Origin of the sequence: Streptomyces antnestii, from assembly GCF_004005495.1 — a bacterium.
In the GTDB taxonomy this organism is placed as follows: domain Bacteria; phylum Actinomycetota; class Actinomycetes; order Streptomycetales; family Streptomycetaceae; genus Streptomyces; species Streptomyces antnestii.
Map to the genome: position 1 here is coordinate 35,125 of NZ_RZYA01000014.1, position 18,947 is coordinate 54,071.

14 protein-coding genes and 2 pseudogenes are annotated in these 18,947 nt (G+C 70.5%); 7 read left to right on the forward strand and 9 right to left on the reverse strand.

Annotated elements, in window-relative coordinates:
- Positions 1-92: 92 nt before the first annotated feature.
- The 6 genes and pseudogenes from EOT10_RS26095 to EOT10_RS26120 all read right to left on the reverse strand — a co-directional run bounded on the left by EOT10_RS26095 (position 93) and on the right by EOT10_RS26120 (position 7,772).
- Entirely contained in the window at positions 93-2,696 is a 2,604-nt protein-coding gene (locus tag EOT10_RS26095) for a PA14 domain-containing protein (protein ID WP_127830782.1), read from the reverse strand.
- Between the two features lie 223 nt (positions 2,697-2,919).
- Positions 2,920-4,080: a permease gene (locus EOT10_RS26100; protein WP_127830783.1), complete on the reverse strand. Its 1,161-nt coding sequence runs from the start codon at positions 4,078-4,080 to the stop codon at positions 2,920-2,922.
- Positions 4,081-4,176: 96 nt separating this feature from the next.
- Complete coding sequence (locus EOT10_RS26105; RefSeq protein WP_127830784.1) at positions 4,177-5,100, reverse strand: DUF8832 domain-containing protein; 924 nt, start codon at positions 5,098-5,100, stop codon at positions 4,177-4,179.
- Between the two features lie 105 nt (positions 5,101-5,205).
- Positions 5,206-5,637 (reverse strand): hypothetical protein, encoded by a 432-nt coding sequence (locus tag EOT10_RS26110; RefSeq protein WP_127830785.1) that lies wholly within the window; start codon positions 5,635-5,637, stop codon positions 5,206-5,208.
- A 99-nt stretch (positions 5,638-5,736) separates the two neighbouring features.
- A pseudogene (locus EOT10_RS26115) lies at positions 5,737-6,015 on the reverse strand (amidohydrolase family protein); the annotation flags it as partial.
- 377 nt (positions 6,016-6,392) lie between these two features.
- The gene (locus EOT10_RS26120) at positions 6,393-7,772 is read right to left on the reverse strand and encodes an MFS transporter (protein ID WP_127830787.1); all 1,380 of its coding nucleotides are present in this window, start codon (positions 7,770-7,772) and stop codon (positions 6,393-6,395) included.
- A gap of 213 nt (positions 7,773-7,985) precedes the next feature.
- On the opposite strand from EOT10_RS26120, the gene EOT10_RS26125 reads away from it, so the two are divergent.
- The 4 genes from EOT10_RS26125 to EOT10_RS26140 are packed head-to-tail and all read left to right on the forward strand — an operon-like array spanning position 7,986 to position 12,881.
- The gene (locus EOT10_RS26125; RefSeq protein ID WP_127830788.1) at positions 7,986-8,666 is read left to right on the forward strand and encodes a GntR family transcriptional regulator; all 681 of its coding nucleotides are present in this window, start codon (positions 7,986-7,988) and stop codon (positions 8,664-8,666) included.
- A 23-nt stretch (positions 8,667-8,689) separates the two neighbouring features.
- The gene (locus tag EOT10_RS26130; protein ID WP_127830789.1) at positions 8,690-9,784 is read left to right on the forward strand and encodes an exo-alpha-sialidase; all 1,095 of its coding nucleotides are present in this window, start codon (positions 8,690-8,692) and stop codon (positions 9,782-9,784) included.
- Positions 9,781-11,415 carry a fucose isomerase gene (locus EOT10_RS26135; RefSeq protein WP_223281202.1) on the forward strand — a complete coding sequence of 545 codons (1,635 nt, stop codon included), beginning with the start codon at positions 9,781-9,783 and terminating at the stop codon, positions 11,413-11,415. The genes EOT10_RS26130 and EOT10_RS26135 overlap by 4 nt, the downstream gene beginning before the upstream one ends.
- Positions 11,412-12,881, forward strand: coding sequence for an FGGY-family carbohydrate kinase (locus EOT10_RS26140; RefSeq protein WP_127830790.1), 1,470 nt, complete (start codon positions 11,412-11,414; stop codon positions 12,879-12,881). Before EOT10_RS26135 ends, EOT10_RS26140 begins: the two co-directional genes overlap by 4 nt.
- 123 nt (positions 12,882-13,004) lie before the next feature.
- On the opposite strand, the gene EOT10_RS26145 is transcribed toward EOT10_RS26140, so the two are convergent.
- Positions 13,005-13,880, reverse strand: a complete 876-nt coding sequence (locus EOT10_RS26145) for a dihydrodipicolinate synthase family protein (RefSeq protein WP_127830791.1) — start codon at positions 13,878-13,880, stop codon at positions 13,005-13,007.
- A 151-nt stretch (positions 13,881-14,031) separates the two neighbouring features.
- On the opposite strand from EOT10_RS26145, the gene EOT10_RS26150 reads away from it, so the two are divergent.
- The 3 genes from EOT10_RS26150 to EOT10_RS26160 are packed head-to-tail and all read left to right on the forward strand — an operon-like array spanning position 14,032 to position 17,184.
- On the forward strand, positions 14,032-15,030 hold the full coding sequence (locus EOT10_RS26150) for a 2-hydroxyacid dehydrogenase (protein ID WP_127830792.1): 999 nt from the start codon (positions 14,032-14,034) through the stop codon (positions 15,028-15,030).
- A 25-nt stretch (positions 15,031-15,055) separates the two neighbouring features.
- Entirely contained in the window at positions 15,056-16,456 is a 1,401-nt protein-coding gene (locus EOT10_RS26155) for an MFS transporter (RefSeq protein WP_127830793.1), read from the forward strand.
- 53 nt (positions 16,457-16,509) lie between these two features.
- Positions 16,510-17,184 (forward strand): GntR family transcriptional regulator, encoded by a 675-nt coding sequence (locus tag EOT10_RS26160; RefSeq protein ID WP_223281203.1) that lies wholly within the window; start codon positions 16,510-16,512, stop codon positions 17,182-17,184.
- Between the two features lie 275 nt (positions 17,185-17,459).
- On the opposite strand, the pseudogene EOT10_RS43185 reads toward EOT10_RS26160, so the two are convergent.
- Together EOT10_RS43185 and EOT10_RS26165 are read right to left on the reverse strand one after the other, a co-directional pair.
- Positions 17,460-17,727: pseudogene (locus tag EOT10_RS43185) on the reverse strand (IS481 family transposase); the annotation flags it as partial.
- A gap of 80 nt (positions 17,728-17,807) precedes the next feature.
- Entirely contained in the window at positions 17,808-18,926 is a 1,119-nt protein-coding gene (locus EOT10_RS26165) for an NAD(P)-dependent alcohol dehydrogenase (RefSeq protein WP_127830926.1), read from the reverse strand.
- Positions 18,927-18,947: the final 21 nt, after the last annotated feature.

Sequence of the window (18,947 nt, forward strand, 5' to 3'; positions counted from 1 at the left end):
GGCCGCGCTCGCGCAAGGAAGGCGAGCCGCGCCCCGGTCCCCCTTCCGCCCCGACGGGGCGGAAGGGGGACCGGGCACATGTCAGACCGTGCTCAGCTGCCGGAGCAGCCGGCCACGGTCGCCTGCGAGGCGTCGCGGATCAGCGCGTCCTGCGCCGCCTTCACCCGCTTCACATCCGGCTTGACGATCTTGCGGTCGTACGTCACCAGGCCGTTGAGCTCACCCTCGACGTCCGAGATCTGCGTGTACACGGCGCCGTTGCTGCCCTGGCAGGCCAGCTTGTGCACCTCGGCGAGCCGCGCGAGGTAGTCGTCCGTGTACTTCGCCGGGTCGACGTCCACGTACGACTGCTGCACCGCCCACGCGTGACCGGGTACCGCGAGGCCGAGGCCGCCGTACTCGCCGCTGACCAGGGCGCGCTTGCCGTCGGGATGCGGCGGCAGGGCCGGGCTCGGGTAGCCGTGCTCGTCCATGATGTCGCCGGTCCCGCCGTCCGCCCCGAGGTTGAGGCCCGACATGTTGTTGACCAGCCGCGTCGGGTCCCAGGCCTTGGCCTGCTCGGCGATGCGGCCCACGTCGTACTGGCCCCAGCCCTCGTTGAAGGTGACCCACATGACCACCGAGGGGTGGCTGCTGTGCTGGTCGATCATCGTCTTCATCTCGCGCTCGTACTCGGCGCGCGCGGCCGCGTCCGGCGCCGCGCTCATGGCCGGCATGTCCTGCCACACCATCAGACCGAGCTTGTCCGCCCAGTAGAACCAGCGGTCGGGCTCGACCTTGATGTGCTTGCGGACCGAGTTGAAGCCCATCTGCTTGTGCGTCTTCAGGTCGTAGGCCAGCGCCTCGTCCGTCGGCGCGGTGTGCAGCCCGTCGGGCCAGAAGCCCTGGTCGAGCGTGGCCATCATGAAGACGGGCTTGCCGTTGAGGAGGGTGCGCGGCGTGCCGTTCACCTTCTCGACGGAGATGGAGCGCATCCCGAAGTAGCTGCCGACGCTGTCCTTGCCGACGTTCACCTTGAGGTTGTAGAGGAACGGGTCGTCGGGCGACCACAGATGCGCCTTGTCGATCTTCAGGGTCAGTGGCGCGCCGGTGACCCCGCTCGCCGTGGCGACCCTGCGCTTGCCGTCGTACGCCGTCGCAGTGACCGGCACGCCGTCCCGTACGCCCTTGGCCTCGACGGTGGCCTTGCCCGCCTCGACGTCCGGTGTGATCTTGAGGTCGGCGGCGTGATCGGCCGCGACCGGCTCCATCCACACGGTCTGCCAGATGCCGGAGGAGGGGGTGTACCAGATGCCGCTCGGGTCGAGGCGCTGCTTGCCGACCGGCGGGTTCTCGCCGCCCCGCGCGTCCGTCGGGTCGTAGACGCCGACGATCAGCTCCTGGGTGCGCCCCGGCTTCAGCGCATCCGTGATGTCGGCGCTGAACTTGTCGTAGCCGCCCTTGTGTTCGGCGACCTTGGTGCCGTTGACGTACACCTCGGACTGCCAGTCGACGGCGCCGAAGTTCAGCTGGAGGTGCTTGCCGTCACCGACCTTCCAGCCCGCGGGGACCGTGAAGGTGCGGCGGTACCACATGCGGTCCTCGTGGCGCTCGATGCCGGAGAGCTGCGACTCGACCGGGTAGGGCACGAGGATCTTCTCGCCGAGCTGCTTGCCGACCGGCGGCTTGTCACCGGACTTCGCCGCGGCGAACTGCCACTCGCCGTTGAGGTTCTGCCAGGCGTCCCGGGTGAGCTGCGGGCGCGGGTACTCGGGGTGGGCGTTCTTCGGCCCCACCTCGTCGGCCCACTTGGTACGCAGCTCGTACTCGGAGTCGTTCGGGCCGCTGCTCCAGAACTGGCCGACGGCCTTGTCGCCGGTGCTGGTCAGCCCGCCCTTGCCGTCGTACGTGACATCGGCCTGGCCGGACGCGCCGCCGCCCTTCTTGCCCACGACCGGCTCCTTGAGCCCGACGAGCAGGCTGCGGGGGTCGGCCGGGTCGGCCTTGATCGTGGTGAGCGGCCACTGGGCTCCGCCGATCACGGCCTGGAGGTGATCCGCGAGGCCGGCCGGCGGGGCGGCGAGGGACTGCGCGAAGTCGAGCTTGAGGGTGCGGCCGTCCTTGAGGACGGTCGTGGATATCGCCCCGTCGTAGTCCCAGCCGTCGGGGAGACGGAAGGCGGAGGAGGGGATCGCTTCCTTGCTCTCGCCCTGCTCGGTCCAGCGCAGATGGAGGTTCGAGCCGCCGAAGTGCTCGAAGTACTCGACCTTGATGTCGTACGCCTTGCCGGCCGTCAACTCGACGGGCTGGGAGGTCTGTTCCTTGTCCCAGTCGTCGACCCAGTGGTCGATGGCGAGCTTGCCGTCGACCCAGAGCCGGAAGCCGTTGTCGCCGATGATGGAAAACGTTGTCGCGCCGGTCTTCTCCGGTACGACCTTGCCCGTCCAGCGCACACTGACATCGTCGGCCTGGCCGGTGGCCGTCCGCAGCCGCGGCTCGAGGGTGTCGAAGTCGAGTTTCGGGTCGAAGCCAGTGGCCTTGAGCTCGTGGAAGTCGAAGGCTCCGGCGGCGGACTGGGTGTAGTACTCGCCCTTCAGGCCGTGGGGTTCGACCGGGTCGTCGGCCGCTGTCGCCGACGGTGACACGGTGAGTGCCGCGAGGCCCAGTCCCGCGGCCAGCAGCATGGCCAGTCGGCCTCTGAGTCGTTTGGTGCGCACGAATCCTCCTTGACTGAGGAAGGGGGGCGGCTCGTCGCCTGCGTTGTACAACGTTGGAAGGAACGGGCAGTTGGCATGACAGCACGCCCTCAGGTGCGCTGTCCAGGGTCATGACAAGACGACCCAGCGGCTGTCGATGATCGAGAGCGGGCAGCGACTCCTGAAGGACCCCGCGTACATCAACGCGATCGCCGACGCCCTGAGGGTCGGCGGTGTTCGACAGTCACCGGTGTCCGGCGTGGTCGTGACCGGTGTCCGGTGAGCCGCCCATCATGCGGAGCATGGCCGGCCCACCGGTCCGGCAGAACCGCGTCACAAGGACGGCGGCGAGGGTGAGGAAGGCGATGTTGAGCCAGGTGGTGTAGTTCCAGCTGACGCCCTCCGTGGGGACCTTCGCCTCGGCTTGGTCGGGGATGAGGCCGAGGCCTCCGAAGGCGAATTCGACGACGTATCCGGCGATGACCATCGCGGCATAGAACGTGCAGAGGAGGAAGGCTGCCATCCTGGCGCCGTAGTACTTCCGGTAGATGTTGAGGATCGGCAGGATCAGCAGGTCGGCGAAGATGAACGCGACCACGCCGCCGAAACTGATGCCTCCCTTCCACAGCACCACCGCCAGCGGCACATTGCCGATGGAGCACACGAAGGAGGCGATCGCGACCAGCGGGCCGACGACGGGTCCCCACAGTTTCGCGGCGAGCGGGTGGCCGTCGAAGAAGAAGGCGCGCCAGAACGAGTCCGGGACCCAGGCGGCGATGGCGCCGGCGATGAGCAGACCGACGACGAGGTCACGCAGGATCGCCGCCCACTCCATGACGAACACGTGGCTCGTCGCGGTGAAGCCCTCGCGGGAGAGCAGCCGCCGGGTGAAGGAGCCCTTGCGGTCGACGGCCATGTCCATCGCGGCATGGCCTTCCATCGACCCGGCGAGTCCGCGTTCTGCCTGCTCACGGGCCTGACGCAGGAGCGCGTCGCGCAGGAACAGGCGGAACAGGACGGCCAGCAGGGCGATCATGACGGGGCCGCCGACGAATTCCGCGGCGGTGAACTGCCAGCCCATCAGCAGGGCAAGGATGACGCCGAGCTCCACGACGAGGTTCGTGGAGGCGATCTCGAAGGCCATCGCGGCAGTGAAGTGCGCGCCCCTGCGGAACAGTGACCGTGCCAGAGCCACCGCGGCGTAGGAGCAGGACGAGGACGCCGCGCCGAGGCCCGCGGCGGTCGCGAGGGTGCGTGGCCGGTCGTCGCCGAGCAGTGAGACGACGGTGGACTTGCGGACCACGGCCTGGACGACGGCGGACAGGGCGAAGCCCAGGATCAGAGCCCAGGTGATCTCCCAGGTCATGGACCCGGCGATCGACAGTGCGTGCAGTACGGCGTGCATCTGCGCAGCCTTCCTCCCCGGATGCGGCGTACGCGGCGCGGACACGCCGTGGTGGGGGAGCGGGGCGCCACCGGGGAGGTGGCGCCCCGGCGGAGGTCAGCCCACGTGCAGGGTCAGAGCGGCGGTGTGCAGCGTGCCTCCGGTCTTGAACTGCAGGAACAGCCGCCAGTTGCCGGAGGTGGGCAGTTCGGCGTGGAAGGCGAGGTCGGGTCCGCCGTGGTCGCCGGTCACCTTGGTGGTGGGGTGGAGGTGGGCGAATGCGGCGTCGCCTTCATGGAAGGCGGTCAGGTGGGCGTAGGTGTCCAGATAGGGCTGCAGGTCCTTGACGGGCTTGCCGTCCTTGGCGATGGAGACGGTCAGCGGGTGAGCCATCCCCGCCATGGGCTCGCCTTTGACGGTGACGGTGTACCCGTCGACGCGTGCGGCGGTCGCCGGGGCGGGCAGCGGGCTCTTCGCGGCGTCGCCAGGCACGGTGACCCTGCGGGAGAGCACGAAGTCCTTGCCCTGGCCGGGCCCGGCATCGGGGGCGAAGGAGGCGAACACGCGCCACGAGCCCGGGGCGAGGGCGGCCAGATCCGCGTTCCACGTGCCGTCGGTGGCCATCGTCGGGTGGATGTGCTGGAACCCGGTCAGGTCGGAGCGGATGGCGTAGAAGTGCATCCGCTTCGTCTGGTCGAGGGCGAAGGCGGTGACCGGCTTGCTGTCCGGGCCGGTGACGGCGAACCGGTAGGCGGCCTGCTTACCGGACGGCAGGCTCGCGTTCTCGGAGGTGAGGCGGTAGCCGTCCGAGGTGTCGGACAGGCCGTTTCCGGTAGCCATGTGGTCCATGCCGGGCATGTCTGTCATCGCGTGCGACGCGCTCGGAGAGGGGGACGCGGAGGCCTTGCTGCCGTGGTCCATGCCGGGCATGGACGAGGAGTCGTTGGAAGAGCCACAGGCGGTCAGCGTCAGCGCGAGAGCTGTCGCGGCTGTGGCGGCCGCGAGGCTGCGGCGACCGGCAAAACGGGAGGAGATGTGCATCGAAACGGAGTCTTTCCGGGTGGGCGCACCATACCGATGGCGCGCGGAGACGAGCAGGACGCGATGGCCGGCTCCGGCCTGGGGCCGGGTTCCGGCGCGTACCTGTCACGTCCGCGCGACGCACACCTTCAGCAGGAGTTCTCGTCCGCTGCCCGGTGGCGCGCGCCGCCCCGTCCCGCCGACGGCTGCTCGCCGTGCCGGCGTCGCCAGGGCGAGCACGGCGATGCCGACCACGTCGAGCAGGCCGGGGGCGGGCAAGGGGGTCCGCTCGTGGGCGGGGGTCGAGACGCACAGCACACCGGGCATTCCGGCGGAGTCCATGACCCGGGCGGCGGGGATCGGAGGGTGCGCGGCCATGGCCGTCACTGCGGCGTCGTGGCTCTCAGGCATCGGCGAGGCCGTGCTCGTGGGCATGGCCCCGTGGCAGCCCCCTGCGGCTGCGGTGGGGGCGCCGTGCATGAGGAACAGGCCGAACAGCACCGTGCACACGGTCAGCAGCTGGGCGATGCGCCGCCTGCCTGCCCGCGTGCTACCCACAGCCGTGCCTTTCCTCTTCGATCACTGTCCGCCCCCCGACCGTACCCCCACAAGGTATCGGCTGCCTGATGGGGGTTCGAGGGGGCGGAGACCTGGGACCTACTGTGCGGCCAGGCCGAGAAGCGTCGTGGCGTTCCGCTTGAGTATGAGCGGGCGCACGTCGTCCTTGATGTCGAGTTGTCCGAAGTCGTGCAGCCAGCGTTCCGGTGCCAGGAGCGGGAAGTCGGATCCGAAGAGGACTTTGTGGCGCAGGAGGCTGTTCGCCTGCTCCACGAGCTGCGTGGGGAAGTACTTGGGTGACCAGCCCGACAGGTCGATCCAGACGTTCGCCTTGTGGGTGGCGATGGAGATGGCCGCGTCGACCCAGGGCACGGCGGGGGACCGGCCGCTGACCTACTGGGCGACCACCCGAACATGTATCCGTCCCTGCGACGCCAGATGATCGGGGTGAGGTGTTCGGCCGCCCCGACGTCCCGAAGGTGCCGGATCCCTCGTTCGACTTGGGACCAGGTCAGAGGGTGATGCGGGAACGTTCCTCCTGGGCAGTTCTCGATCACGGGGGCTGGATCGCTCGAAGATGTGCTGTTTCCTGGGATCGATGTGCGGTTGGAGCGGGTGAGCGTGTCCGCCGAGGTGCTCTGCGTGGAGGCGGCGGCCTGCGGTCCGCCGCCACGGTGTCCGGGGTGCCGGGCGAAGGCGAGGCGGGTGCACTCCGCGCCCCACGCCATCCGGCCCGGGCGGACCTCACCGGGGTCTCAGCACTGCCCGGCATGAGCACCGGACGCCGCGGCCGATGAGCCGGCTCCCGTGCTGCGCAGGTCGCGGCGGAAGGTTTCGGGGGACTTCCACACCGCGACCATGGTGATCACGGCGCCAAGGACGACGTACCCCGCGACCAAGGGCCAGCGGGTGCCGTCCGGGCCGGCCAGGGCCGTGGCGATGAACGGGGTCAGGCCGCCGGTGAGGATGGAGGCGATCTCGCGGCCCGCGGCGGCGCCTGTGTAGCGGCGGTCGGCGGGGAAGAGCTCGGCGAAGAATGCCGGCTGGACCGCGTTGATGGCGTTGTGGCCGAGGTTGAGGACGAGGACGTAGCCGAGCACGATCAGCAGGAAGTTCCCGGACTGCAACAGCCAGAAGAAGGGGAACGCCGCGACGGCCACGACGATGGCACCGAGCAGGTAGACCGGTCGCCGCCCCTTGCGGTCCGAGAGCGCCGCGTACAGTCCGTGCGCCGGGAAGGCGAGCACCGAGACGATGAGGACCGCCATGTTCAGGGTGGACTTGTCCAGGCCGAGGGAGCCGCTGGCGTACGACAGGGCGAAGACGGTGAGCAGGAAGTACGGGAGGGCTTCGGCGAAGCGCAAGCCGACGATGAGCAGCAGGTTGCGCCAGTCCTCCAGGAAGATGGCGCGGATCGGCCCGCCGGCGCGCTTCGGCGTCTCCGGCCGGGATGTGGCCTCGGCGGGCCGGCCGCTGGTCTCGGTGAAGACGGGGCTTTCGTGCAGCGAGCGCCGCAGCCAGAACGTCACGGCCAGGATGATGGCGGACAGCAGGAACGGGATTCGCCAGCCCCAGGCGTAGAGCGCGTCCTCCGGCAGGGTGTACACCCATGCGAAGAGGCCGGTGATGAGGATCTGGGCCGAGAAGCCGCCGATATTGGGCCAGGCGGTATAGAAGCCGCGCCGGTGGTCCGGGGCCGACTCGAGGACGATGATCATGGAGCCGCCCCATTCGCCGCCGACGGCGAAACCCTGCACGAGACGCAGGAGGACGAGCAGCGCCGGCGCGAGGACGCCGATGGTGTCGTAGCCCGGGAGCAGTCCGATGGCGATGGTGGACAGGCCCATCAGGGACAGCGTGAGCAGCAGCGTGGACTTGCGTCCGTGTACGTCACCGCGGCGCCCGAACGCCAGGCCGCCGAGCGGCCGGGCGAGGAAGCCGACGGCGAAGGTGCCGAACGCGGCCAGGGTGCCGAGGAACCCTTCTTCGCCGGGGAAGAAGACCTTCGGGAAGATCACGGCTGCTGCTGTGCCGTAGACCAGGAAGTCGTAGTACTCGAGCGTGTTGCCCAGGAAACTGGATGCCGCGACCTTCCAGGCGTAGCGCCGGTCGGTCTGCGGAGTGGTCGCGGCCATGCGCGTCCCTCCCCAACTTCGCCGCCCCGTGCGTGGCCGGGGAGGCACGTCGTCGTGCCCGGGCATGACTATGCATTGAGAACGGTTAACCGTCAACGATTTTCGTTGACGGTTAACCGTTAGCTGAAGTACGTTCCGGTCACCGGCGATGAGCCCGTACACGCACAGTGCCTGCGCGATATCGCAGGGAGAAGCAAGGAAGGGGGAGAGACCATGCGCGTCAGCCCCATCACCCGGCCGTCCCTGGGGGCTCAGGTCCTCGAGCAGCTGCGCGCGCTCGTCGTACGCGGTGACCTGACGCCCGGCACGCACCTCGTCGAGGGCAAAGTCGCCGAGGAGTTCGGCGTCAGTCGTGGGCCGGTGCGCGACGCGCTGCGCCAGCTCGAGAGCGAGGGACTGGTGGAACCCCGCAGCCGCGGAGTGTCCGTACGCGGCCTGGACGACGACGATCTGCGCGAGCTGTACGCATTGCGCGGTGCGCTCGAGGGCCTTGCCGTCCGGGAGACGATCGCACGGCCGGCCTCCGCGGACTGGTCGGTTCTCGACGCGACGCTGGAGATCATGCGACAGGCGGCGGACGACCGCGATCCGACCCGGTTCGCCGCAGCCGACCTGGACTTCCACAGCGCCTTCTACGAGCTGTCCGACAACCGCAGGCTCGCGGCTGCATGGGCCACGCACCGGCCGCTGTTCGCGGCCATGCTCGATGTGACGAACACCCGCGACCGTGATCTGCACCCCACCGCGCAGGACCACGCCAACCTCGCGGAACTCATCCGTACCGGCGCGACAGAACCCCTCCTCGCGATGCTCGACGAGCACCTGGCCGGCTCCCACGACCGGATGCGGGCCTCCCTCACAGAGTTTCCCGGGCGTCACCGCCGCGCCTCGTGACCGCTCCTCTTCCGGAGACCGAGATGCCCCGCCCCGAAGCCACCGCCCTTCCGGCCGCCCTCACCCGTACGTTCGTGACCGTCGACGATCCGCGGTGGCGCCAGTGCCACGCCTCGACCGTCGCCGCCCCCACCGGAGGCGCCCCGCTGGTCGCCTGGTTCGCGGGGACCCGCGAGGGCACGCCGGACAACCGCATCTGGCTGTCGGGCCCGGCGGGGGTGCACGCACTCGACACCGGATACGACATGGCGCACTGGAACCCCGTGCCGGCGCCGGACCCGTCCGAGAACGGGGTGCTGTGGCTGTTCGCGAAGGCGGGGCCGCGGATCTCGGAGTGGGTCACCCTCGTGACCCGTACGCGGGATGGCGGTGCCACCTGGGAGCGGCCGCGGGAGCTCGTCCCGGGCGACCTGTCCGGCGGCCGCGGGCCGGTGAAGAACCCGCCGCTGGTCACCCCCGAGGGCCTGTGGCCGGCCCCCGCCTCGGTCGAGCACTGGGCAAAACCGGCCCGCTGGGATCCCTTCGTCGATGTCTCGGCGGACAGTGGCGCCACCTGGTCGCGCGCCCCGATCCCCGTAGATCGCGCGGCGCTGCGGGGCGCGGGCCACATCCAGCCGTCGCTGTGGCTGGGGCCCGACGGCCCGGTGGCCCTGATGCGCAGCACCGAAAGCCGCGCCCACCGCGCCGTCTCGCGCGACGGCGGACGCCGCTGGAGCCTGGCTGTGCCGACCGGCTTGCCGAACAACAACTCCGGGCTGTGCGCCCTCGCCCTGCCCTCCGGCCGCGCCGCCTGCGTCCACAACCCTTCGTCCCAGGACTGGGGCAGCCGCTGCCCCCTGGTCGTGTCCGTCTCCGACGACGACGGCATGACCTGGCGCGAGGTGGCCGTCGTCGACGACGGCCTCACCCTCGTGGACCCCGCCGTGCCGCAACGGCTCGACCCGCACGCGCGGCCCGGTTTCGCGCCGGGTGACGCCGGTGTGGTGACCAGCGGCGTCGCCGAGTTCTCCTACCCGACCGCCGTCCTCGACGGACCCGACCTGCTCATCACCTACACCTGGCAGCGGCGCGGCATCGTCCTCGCCCGGCTGTCCCTGACCCATCTGGAGGAGTCGTGACCTACCGGCTGCCCGAGTCCCGACCGCAGCTCAGTGCCCCGCCGCGCACCGCGTACCTGATCGCCAGCGGTGATCTGCGCCCGGCTGCCAACGCGGCGGGCTGGCCCACGCAGGAAGCGCTGGAGAAGGGCGTCACCGAGGCCTTCGCCCGGCTCGGCTGGACCGTGCGGCGAGCCCACCCGTACGACCCGGACAAGGGGCACGGCTTCATCGACAGCCAGCGCGCCGGGCTGGAGGTCTTCAAGGCCATCCCGCCCCAGGCCCCGCTGATCGTCGCGGAAGCGGTGTGGCAGTACAGCCACCACGTGCTGGCCGGCCTGCGCACCCACGAAGGGCCCGTCCTGACAGTCGCCAACTTCGACGGCACCTGGCCCGGTCTGGTCGGCCTGCTCGGTGTGAACGCCGGCATGACGAAGATGGACCGGGAGTACTCCACCACCTGGTCCGTCGACTTCACCGACGACTTCTTCCTCGAGGGCCTGCGCGAGTGGACCGAGACCGGCCGCATCACGCACGACAGCTCCCACGTGCGGCCGCTGCCCGAGCTGCCCGAGTCCCCGGAGCGCACGCTGGGCGCCGCCATTGCCGGGCAGTTGCGCCGGGACAAGGCCATCATCGGCGTCTTCGACGAGGGCTGCATGGGCATGTACAACGCGATCATCGACGACGAGTTGCTCAACCCGCTCGGCATCTACAAGGAGCGGTTGTCGCAGAGCGCCCTGTACGCGGAGATGCTGCGCGTCCCGGATGAGGAGGCCGACGCAGCCCGTGCGTGGCTCGAGCAGGCGGGCATGACCTTCGCCACCGGCACCGACGAGGCCACCGAGCTGACCGACCGGCAGATCCGCGAACAGCTGAAGATGTACATCGCGGCGCTGCGGATCGCCGACGACTTCGGCCTGGACTCGGTGGGCATCCAGTACCAGCAGGGCCTCAAGGACCTCACACCCGCGTCCGACCTGGCCGAAGGCCTGCTCAACAACGTCCAGCGCCCGCAGGTGACCAGCCGCGACGGCTCGCGTGTGCTGTACGAGGGCCGGCCGCTGCCGCACTTCAACGAAGCCGACGAGGGCGTGGCCGTCGACGCGCTGATCACCCACCGCATCTGGACCGCCATGGGCCTGGACCCGGCGACCACGCTGCACGACGTGCGCTGGGGCGAGGAGTACGAAGGGCGGTTCGTGTGGGTCTGGGAGATCTCCGGGTCCGTACCGCCGTCCCACCTCACCGGCGGCTACGCGGGCGCGGTCAGCTGGCGGCAGAACCCCGTGTACTTCCCCGCAGGGGGCGGCACCATCAAGGGCGTGAGCAAGCCCGGAGAGATCGTCTGGTCCCGGCTCTACATCGCCGGCGGCGGGCTCCACCTGGACATCGGCCGCGGCTCCGTCGTCGAGCTGCCCGCCGAGGAGACCGAGCGCCGCTGGGCCGCGACCAACCCCGAGTGGCCGATCGCCCATGTGGTCACCCACGGCGTCAGCCGCGACCAGTTCATGGCGCGACACAAGGCCAACCACGCGCAGCTCGCGTACGCTCCCGACGCCGCAACCGCCGACGCCGCACTCGTCGCCAAGGCAGTGGCCTTCCAGGAGCTGGGTGTCACCGTCCATCTGTGCGGGGAAGTCCGGGTATGAGCTTCCTTGGTGTGGACATCGGCACCTCCAGCAGCAAGGGCGTCCTGGTCGACGCCTCCGGCACGGTCGTGGCGACCGCTGTGCACCGGCACACGGTCTCCCGGCCGAAACCGGGGCACGTCGAGATGGACCCCGAGGTGTGGTGGGAGGAGTTCTGCGGAATCACGCGCGAACTCCTCGCCGGCGACCGGCAGGTGGACGCGGTGGGCGTCAGCGGTATGGGCCCCTGCGTGGCCCTGGCGGACGCCGCGAACCGGCCGCTGCGCCCGGCCATCCTGTACGGCGTGGATACGCGGGCCACCGCGCAGATCGAGCGGCTGGACGCGCAACTCGGCCGGGAGGCCGTCCTCGACCGGTGCGGCAGTGCGCTGTCCACGCAGGCGGTCGGGCCGAAGGTGGCCTGGGTGGCCGAGCACGAGCCGGAGGTGTTCGCCACCGCCCGGCGGCTGTTCATGCCGGCGTCCTTCCTCGCCCACCGACTCACCGGCGCCTACGTCCTTGACCACCACTCGGCCAGTCAGTCCGTCCCCTTCTACGACGCCCGGGCGCAGGACTGGTACCGGCCCTGGGTGGAGGCGGTGTGGCCGCACGCGCAACTCCCCGAACTGCGCTGGCCCGGTGACCTGGCCGGCGCGGTGACCGCCGAGGCCGCGGCGGTCACCGGGCTTGCCCCGGGTACTCCCGTCATCACCGGCACCATCGACGCCTGGACCGAGGCCGTCAGCGTCGGTGCGACGCGACCGGGTGACCTGATGCTCATGTACGGCACGACGATGTTCCTCGTCGCCACGGTCATCGGGCAGCTGCGGGTGCCGGAGCTGTGGAGCACGGTCGGCGCCTTCCCCGGCACGCGCTCCCTGGCCGGCGGTATGGCTACCTCGGGAGCGGTCACCGAGTGGTTGCGCGGCCTGTTCGGCTCGCCGGACCATGCGGATCTGCTCGCGGAGGCCGCGGCGAGCGGCGTCGGTGCGCGGGGTCTTGCGATGCTGCCGTACTTCGCCGGTGAGCGCACTCCGATCGCCGACCCCGACGCCCGCGGTGTGATCGCGGGCCTCACCGTCGAACACACCCGCGGTGACCTGTACCGCGCCGCGCTCGAGGCCACCGCGCACGGCGTACGGCACAACATCGGGGCGATGCGGAAGGCGGGCGCGGCGATCGAGCGTGTCGTCGCGGTCGGCGGCGGCACACAGGGCGGCCTGTGGACGCAGATCGTCTCCGACGTCACCGGGCTGCCGCAGGACGTCCCGACCGTCACGGTCGGAGCCAGTTACGGCGCCGCCCGGCTGGCCGCGCAGCTGATCGAGAAGGCGGACATCGCGGTTTGGAACCCCGTGCGTGAGCAGCGCGTGCCGGACCCGGCCGCGGTGGGAGCGTACGACCGGTTGCACGGGCTGTACCGGGACCTGTATCCGGCGACCCGGGTAACGGCCCATGCCCTGGCCCGGTTCCAGCGCGGGGGCTGACGCCGCCGGATCCGTGTACGACATGGCGGGGGCATGGTCCTCGTACGACGCGGCGGGTGCACGGTTCTCCGTGCACCCGCCGCCTGCTTTCGCGTCGAGGTCGTCCGTCCCCCTCGTCGGAGCTCACCCGGCCAGGTCCGCCACCAGCTTCTCGATTTCGTCCGCCGTCCGCGGGTCCGGGTAGCCGACGGTCATGCGGGAGGATCCGGCCGGCAGGCCGCGTACGCGCAGGGCGTGCTTGATCCGCCCGGCGCTCGGGCCGAGCAGCGCGACCACGCGGTCCACCCGCGCCTGCAGCGGCGCGAGTTCATCCGCCCCTGCACCGGCGAGCTTGGCAGCGGCCAGCTCCAGGAAGGGTTCGGGCAGGGCGCCGGAGCAGCCGGAGATCACGCCCGCGCCGCCTTCGTCGAGGACCGTGGTGAGCAGGGCGTCGTTGCCCGAGTAGACGGTGAACTCCGCGGGCAGGAAGGCACGGTACGCGGCCACCTCGGTGGACGGCGTGCCGCTCAGCTTGACGCCGGACAGACCGCACTCCTTCGCCAGCCGCGCGAACTCCTCGGGGCCGACGGTGATGCCGCTGCGCTCGGGGAAGAGGTACGCGAACAGCTCGGCGTCCCCCGCGGCCTGCCGCACGCGCAGGAAGTAGTCCCGCAGCTCGTCGGGCTCGGCCGGCATGTAGTACGGGGTGAGCGCCGCGAGCCGGGTGGCGCCCGCGGAGACCGCGTCGCGGGTGAGGGCCACGGCCGCGTGCGCATCAGGGGCGCCGACATGGGCCATCACGGCGCCCGGGCCCGCGACCTCCAGGGCGAGCTCGGTCAGTGCGCGCCGCTCCGAGCGGTCCAGGGCGGGGAACTCTCCGGTCGTCCCGGCGATCATCAGCAGCCCCGTCGTGTCGGCGGTGAAGCGAAACAGCTCGCGGGCAGCGGCCAGGTCGAGCTCGCCGTCCGGTGTGAACGGCGTGGTCAGCGGGGTGATGACGGTGGTCTGCGGCGCAGGCATGAGGGGGTGGTCCTCCGGGGCGGCGGGGAAACTTTTCCGAATCAGTCTACGGTTAACCGTTGACGAGAATTCATCGTACGCCCGATGATCTGCGGTGTCACGAGCCGCCGGGGTCGCATCGTTCACCCCGTCCACACATCGGAGTACGCACATGCCCGACCAGCCCGACCAGCCCGAACACCTGGTCAGCCTCTACCACCTGAACGACCTCGGCCCCGCCGAGCTGCGCCGCCTCCTGCCGGGCCACACCGACTTGCGGATCACCGAGATCGGCCCGGACGAGGACCCGCGCGACCACCTCGAGACCCTGGCGACCGCGACGGTCGTCCTGGCACCGCTGGAGAAGGAGCGTCGGATCACCGCCGAGCTGCTGGACGTCATGGAGCAGTGCCGCCTCATCCAGTCGGTCGCCGTCGGCTTCGACGGCGTCGACCACCGCGCCGCCGCCGAACGCGGCATCCCCGTCGCCAATCTGCCCGGCTTCAACACGGACGCGGTGGCCGACTGGACGGTGGGCGCGCTGCTCTACCTGCTGCGCCCGTACGCGTTCGGCCACGCCAAGATCGAGCGCGGCGAGTGGGGGCCGGAAGGGGTACGCGGCCGCGACGTGTCGTCACTGACCGTCGGCATCGCCGGATTCGGCAACATCGGGCGTGCCGTCGCCCGCCGCCTCGACGCCTTCGGGGCCCGCATCCTCGTCCACGACCCGGTGCCGAGCGAGCCCGGCCGGGAGTACGTCGACCTGGACGAACTGGCCGCCCGCAGCAACGTCCTGACCCTGCACATGCCGTTGAACAACGCCACGCGCGGCCTGATCGGCGACGCCTTGCTGCAGCGCATGCCGCGCGGCTCGTGGATCGTGAACGCCGGTCGCGGCGGCGTGCTGGACGAGGAAGCCGTCGTGCGGGCCCTCGACTCCGGGCAGCTGGCCGGCGCCGCGCTCGACGTCTTCACCGAGGAGCCGCTGCCGGCCTCCTCACCGCTGCGCGGCCGCACCGACGTCCTGCTCAACCCGCATGCCGCAGGAGTGACGCACGAGGCGTACCACAACCTCCGCGCCAGTGTGATCGACAGCCTCGACCTGGTGCTGTCCGGCAAGCCGCCCCGCAACGTCGTCAACGGCGTCGCCCCCGACCAGGCCCGCGTCTGACCGCCTACTTCCCCAGGAGCCCACCATGACCGGTACCCATCCCGGAATCCGGCCCGCCGACGGAGCCCAGCCCACTGACGGCACGCGGCCGACTGACGGAACCCAGCCCGCCGACGCCGACACCCCGGCGGCCGGCCGGCCGCGAGTAGGCCGGACCCGCTTCGTCATCCTCGGCCTGCTGTTCATCGGCATCACGATCAACTACATCGACCGCGCCGCCCTCAGCGTCTCCCTGCCGCACATCAGCGAGGACTTCCACATATCGCCCGCCCTCGCCGGCACGATCATGTCGGCGTTCTTCTGGACGTATGCCTTCGGGCAGATGCCGGGCGGATGGCTGGCCGACCGGTTCGGCCCACGCGTCACCCTGTTCTTCGCAAGCCTGTGGTGGGGCGTGGCCACCGCCCTGATGGGACTGGCCCGCGGCACCGGTGCGCTGCTCACGCTGCGCATGGTGCTCGGCCTCGGCGAGGCCCCGTCCTTCCCGTCCAGCGCCAAGGTCGTCTCCCGGTGGTTCCCCAGGACGGAGCGCAGCTTCGCGTCGGCGACCTTCAACAACGGCAACGCCGTAGGCGGCGCGCTGTCCATCCCGCTCGTCGCGCTGGTCGTCGGCACACTCGGCTGGCGGGCCGCATTCGCCGTGGCCGGCGGACTGGGAGTGCTCTGGGCGTTCGGCTGGTGGCTGTACTACCGCGACCCCGAGCGGCACGGGCAGCTGAAGAAGCCGGAACTGGACTACATCAAGGCGGGTCAGGAGAGCGCGGACACCCCCACGCAGAGCTCGGTCCGCTGGCGCGACCTGTTCCGGTTCCGCCTGGTGTGGGCGATGATGCTCGGCTTCTTCTGCGTCAACTTCGTCGCCTACTTCTTCATCACCTGGTTCCCGTCGTACCTGGTGGAGACGTACCACCTGTCGACGATGAAGTTCGGCTTCCTGGGCATGGTGCCCGGGCTCGCGTCCATGGTCGGCGGCTGGTGCGGCGGCCTGGTCTCGGACTGGCTGGTCCGGCGCGGCACCCCGGTCACCAAGGCTCGCAAGACCTGCCTGGTCGGGGGCCTGCTGGGTACCTCCGTCATCGCCCTCGCCGTCGTCTCCCCGAGCGTCGGCATGGCGCTGGCCGCCCTGTCCGCGTCGTACTTCTGCTCGACCTTTGCGGCCGCCAGCGTCTGGGCGCTGCCCGGTGACATCGCCCCCACCCCCGGCCACGTTGGCTCCATCGCCGGCATCCAGAACACCGCCGGCAACATCGCCGGAATCGTGTCCCCGCTGCTCCTCGGCGTGCTGATGGGCAGCTCCGGCTCCTTCGTCGTCCCACTCGTCACGGCAGGCTGCGTGGCACTGTTCGGTGCGGCCACCTACGCGTTCCTCCTGCCGAAGGTGGAGCCGCTGCGACTGGACGGGGAGCCGTCGCACACGATGGGATAGTAGTCACTCGTCAACCGTTGACGGTACGGACGGCACGTGAGGGAGGGATCGGCGTGGAACAGCTGGCCGTGAGGCAGGTGCGGCAGCTGCCGCTGGGCGAGCGTGTGGCACACCAGCTGCGGGTGCTGATCGTCACCGGGCAGCTGGAGCCGGGGACACACCTGGTGGAGGGGGCGCTGGCAGACCGGTTCGACGTCAGCCGGGGCCCGATCCGCGACGCCCTGCGGCTGCTGGAAGCGGAGGGCCTGGTGGAGTCCCGGCGCCGCGGCGTGTACGTCACCGGGCTGGGGGAGGACGACGTCGAGGAGCTGTTCACTCTGCGCGAGTCCCTGGAGACGCTGGCCCTCACCCGTGTCATCGAACGCGCCGGGAAACGCGACATCGACACGCTGGAGTCGTCGGTCACCGCCATGACCAAGGCGGCTGACAAGGGCGATCCGGCCGCCTTCGCCGAGGCCGACCTGGAGTTCCACTCCGCGTTCTACGCACTGGCCGGACACCGGCGTCTGGCGGCGGTATGGGAACAGTACCGGCCTGTGTTCGCGGTGATCCTGGATGTCACCAACACCCAAGACCGCGACCTCCACCCGGCTGCGGAAGCCCATGCCGACCTCCTGCACGCCGTCCGCTCCCGCGACGTCGCGAAGGCCACCAGCCTCCTCAGCAGCCACCTGCTGGGCGCTGGCAACCGACTGCGGACGGCGCTACGGCAGGTGACCGACAGCTAGACCCATTCTCCGCACGTCACTGGTTCGAGTGACGTCTGTCGGGGTTCGTGCCAGACGATCAACCTGGCCTTGGTTTGACGACGACACAGGGCCTCCCAATTCATCGTTTCCGCGTTACAGTCCTGACTCAACTAGCTCGATACGGTGCACATTTGTCCCCGCATTGGCGGGGGGTGCGGCCCTCACGCCACGGGCGGACTGGCCAAGCTTTTGTGTCCCAATTGACGGTTGACGTTTTAGTCCCATCTGTCGTTTGACGGTGGTCCTAGGCAACATCAGGAACTTCGCGCGGGTTTATGCGCCTTCAGGTTACGGATCGGAATCTCGGTGGTGCGCCGAAAGGACGTACTCCGCCGTCCCGTTCGACTGTGAGGGTAGATACGGCTACGTGGACGTTCGCACGGTCTGCCCGGCGTAGGTGCGGCCGAGCGAGAGTCTTTGGCGGCAGACCATGATCGCGCCTCGGCTGCTGATCCGCCGCTGCACCCGCACGGGCTCCCTCGCTGGACGTGGCTCGGGACCGGCCGACCGGACACCTCGCAGGCGGGGGCGTTGTTCAGTGCATTGGTGCGGTCCCCGGCTCGATTCTGCTCGGGGGCCGCACCTCCCCCCGGCAACCCCGTTCACCAGGTGTCGCGGCCCGCCCCCTCCGGTCTCGGCGCCCGCCCGTAGGCGACGGCGTTGCTTTTCCTGGTGCAGTCGGGAACGAGCACTGCCCGGGCTCGCACCTGGCCGCGCCGTAGGCGAGCGAAGGCCTCCGGTGCCGCGGAGAGCGGAAAGTGTTCCGTCTCGACCCTGACAGCTCCGGAGCGTGCCAGCGCGATGACCTCGGGGAGCTCGGGAAGGGGGCCCCAGAAGGGCAGTGAGAGTCGGAAGCCAGGGGGCAGGAACCCCGACTTGCGTACAGTGAGTTGGCCGCCGCCGCTGCCGACCAGCGCGAGTCCGCCGCCCGGGCGCAGCGCCGCGGCGGCGAGCTCCAGGGTGGCCGTGGTGCCGGCGAAGTCGAGCACGGCGTCCACCCCCACACCGCCGGCCTGGGTGCGCAGTACGCGTGCCGTGTCCGGTCGCGGCAAGGTGGCGAAGTGCGCGCCGGACCGCTCTGCGAGAGCCAAGGCCTCTTCGCGGACGTCCACCGCGAGGACGCGGCTCGGGGTCGTCGCACGCAGGATCTGGATGGCCACGTGGCCCAGCCCGCCGACACCGATGACCGCGGCCGTGGTGCCCTCGCCGAGCAGGTCCCGCAGCCCGGCGATGGCGTGGTACGAGGTGAGGCCCGCATCGGAGAGCGGCGCCGCCTGATCGGCCGACAGGTCGCCGATCGGCACCAGGTGACGTGCCGACGGCACCAGCACGTACTCGGCCATCCCGCCGTCCCGGCCGAGTCCGACGCCGTGCCAGGACAGGGTGCCGCGACGATCGCAGTAGTTGTCCTGGCCGGCGGCGCAGCGCGAGCAGGACCCGCAGCCCCACGGGCCGTACACGACGAAGCGGTCACCGACGCTCAAGCCGTCGGCATCCGCGTCGGGGCCGAGTGCTTCGACCCGCCCCGCGACCTCGTGTCCGAGGGTGAACGGCGGCTCGTAGGGGAGCGTCCCCGCGGGTGCGTCGACGACATGCACGTCCGAGTGGCAGAGCCCGGCGGCCTCCACACGGAGCAGTACCTCGGCCGCCCGGGGCACTGGTCGCTCCACCTCCGCGACCACAGGCTCCCGCTGCCAGGCCGCCAGTCGCACCGCTTGCATGTTCACCGTCCAGGCTCTTGT

What these genes read in the sequence shown, in the direction of transcription:
- EOT10_RS26145 (WP_127830791.1), bottom strand. Translation starts at nt 13,880, where the DNA reads ATGCCTGCGCCGCAGACCACCGTCATCACCCCGCTGACCACGCCGTTC.
- EOT10_RS26150 (WP_127830792.1), top strand. Translation starts at nt 14,032, where the DNA reads ATGCCCGACCAGCCCGACCAGCCCGAACACCTGGTCAGCCTCTACCAC.
- EOT10_RS26100 (WP_127830783.1), bottom strand. Translation starts at nt 4,080, where the DNA reads ATGCACGCCGTACTGCACGCACTGTCGATCGCCGGGTCCATGACCTGG.
- EOT10_RS26130 (WP_127830789.1), top strand. Translation starts at nt 8,690, where the DNA reads ATGCCCCGCCCCGAAGCCACCGCCCTTCCGGCCGCCCTCACCCGTACG.
- EOT10_RS26125 (WP_127830788.1), top strand. Translation starts at nt 7,986, where the DNA reads ATGCGCGTCAGCCCCATCACCCGGCCGTCCCTGGGGGCTCAGGTCCTC.
- EOT10_RS26165 (WP_127830926.1), bottom strand. Translation starts at nt 18,926, where the DNA reads ATGCAAGCGGTGCGACTGGCGGCCTGGCAGCGGGAGCCTGTGGTCGCG.
- EOT10_RS26155 (WP_127830793.1), top strand. Translation starts at nt 15,056, where the DNA reads ATGACCGGTACCCATCCCGGAATCCGGCCCGCCGACGGAGCCCAGCCC.
- EOT10_RS26140 (WP_127830790.1), top strand. Translation starts at nt 11,412, where the DNA reads ATGAGCTTCCTTGGTGTGGACATCGGCACCTCCAGCAGCAAGGGCGTC.
- EOT10_RS26105 (WP_127830784.1), bottom strand. Translation starts at nt 5,100, where the DNA reads ATGCACATCTCCTCCCGTTTTGCCGGTCGCCGCAGCCTCGCGGCCGCC.
- EOT10_RS26120 (WP_127830787.1), bottom strand. Translation starts at nt 7,772, where the DNA reads ATGGCCGCGACCACTCCGCAGACCGACCGGCGCTACGCCTGGAAGGTC.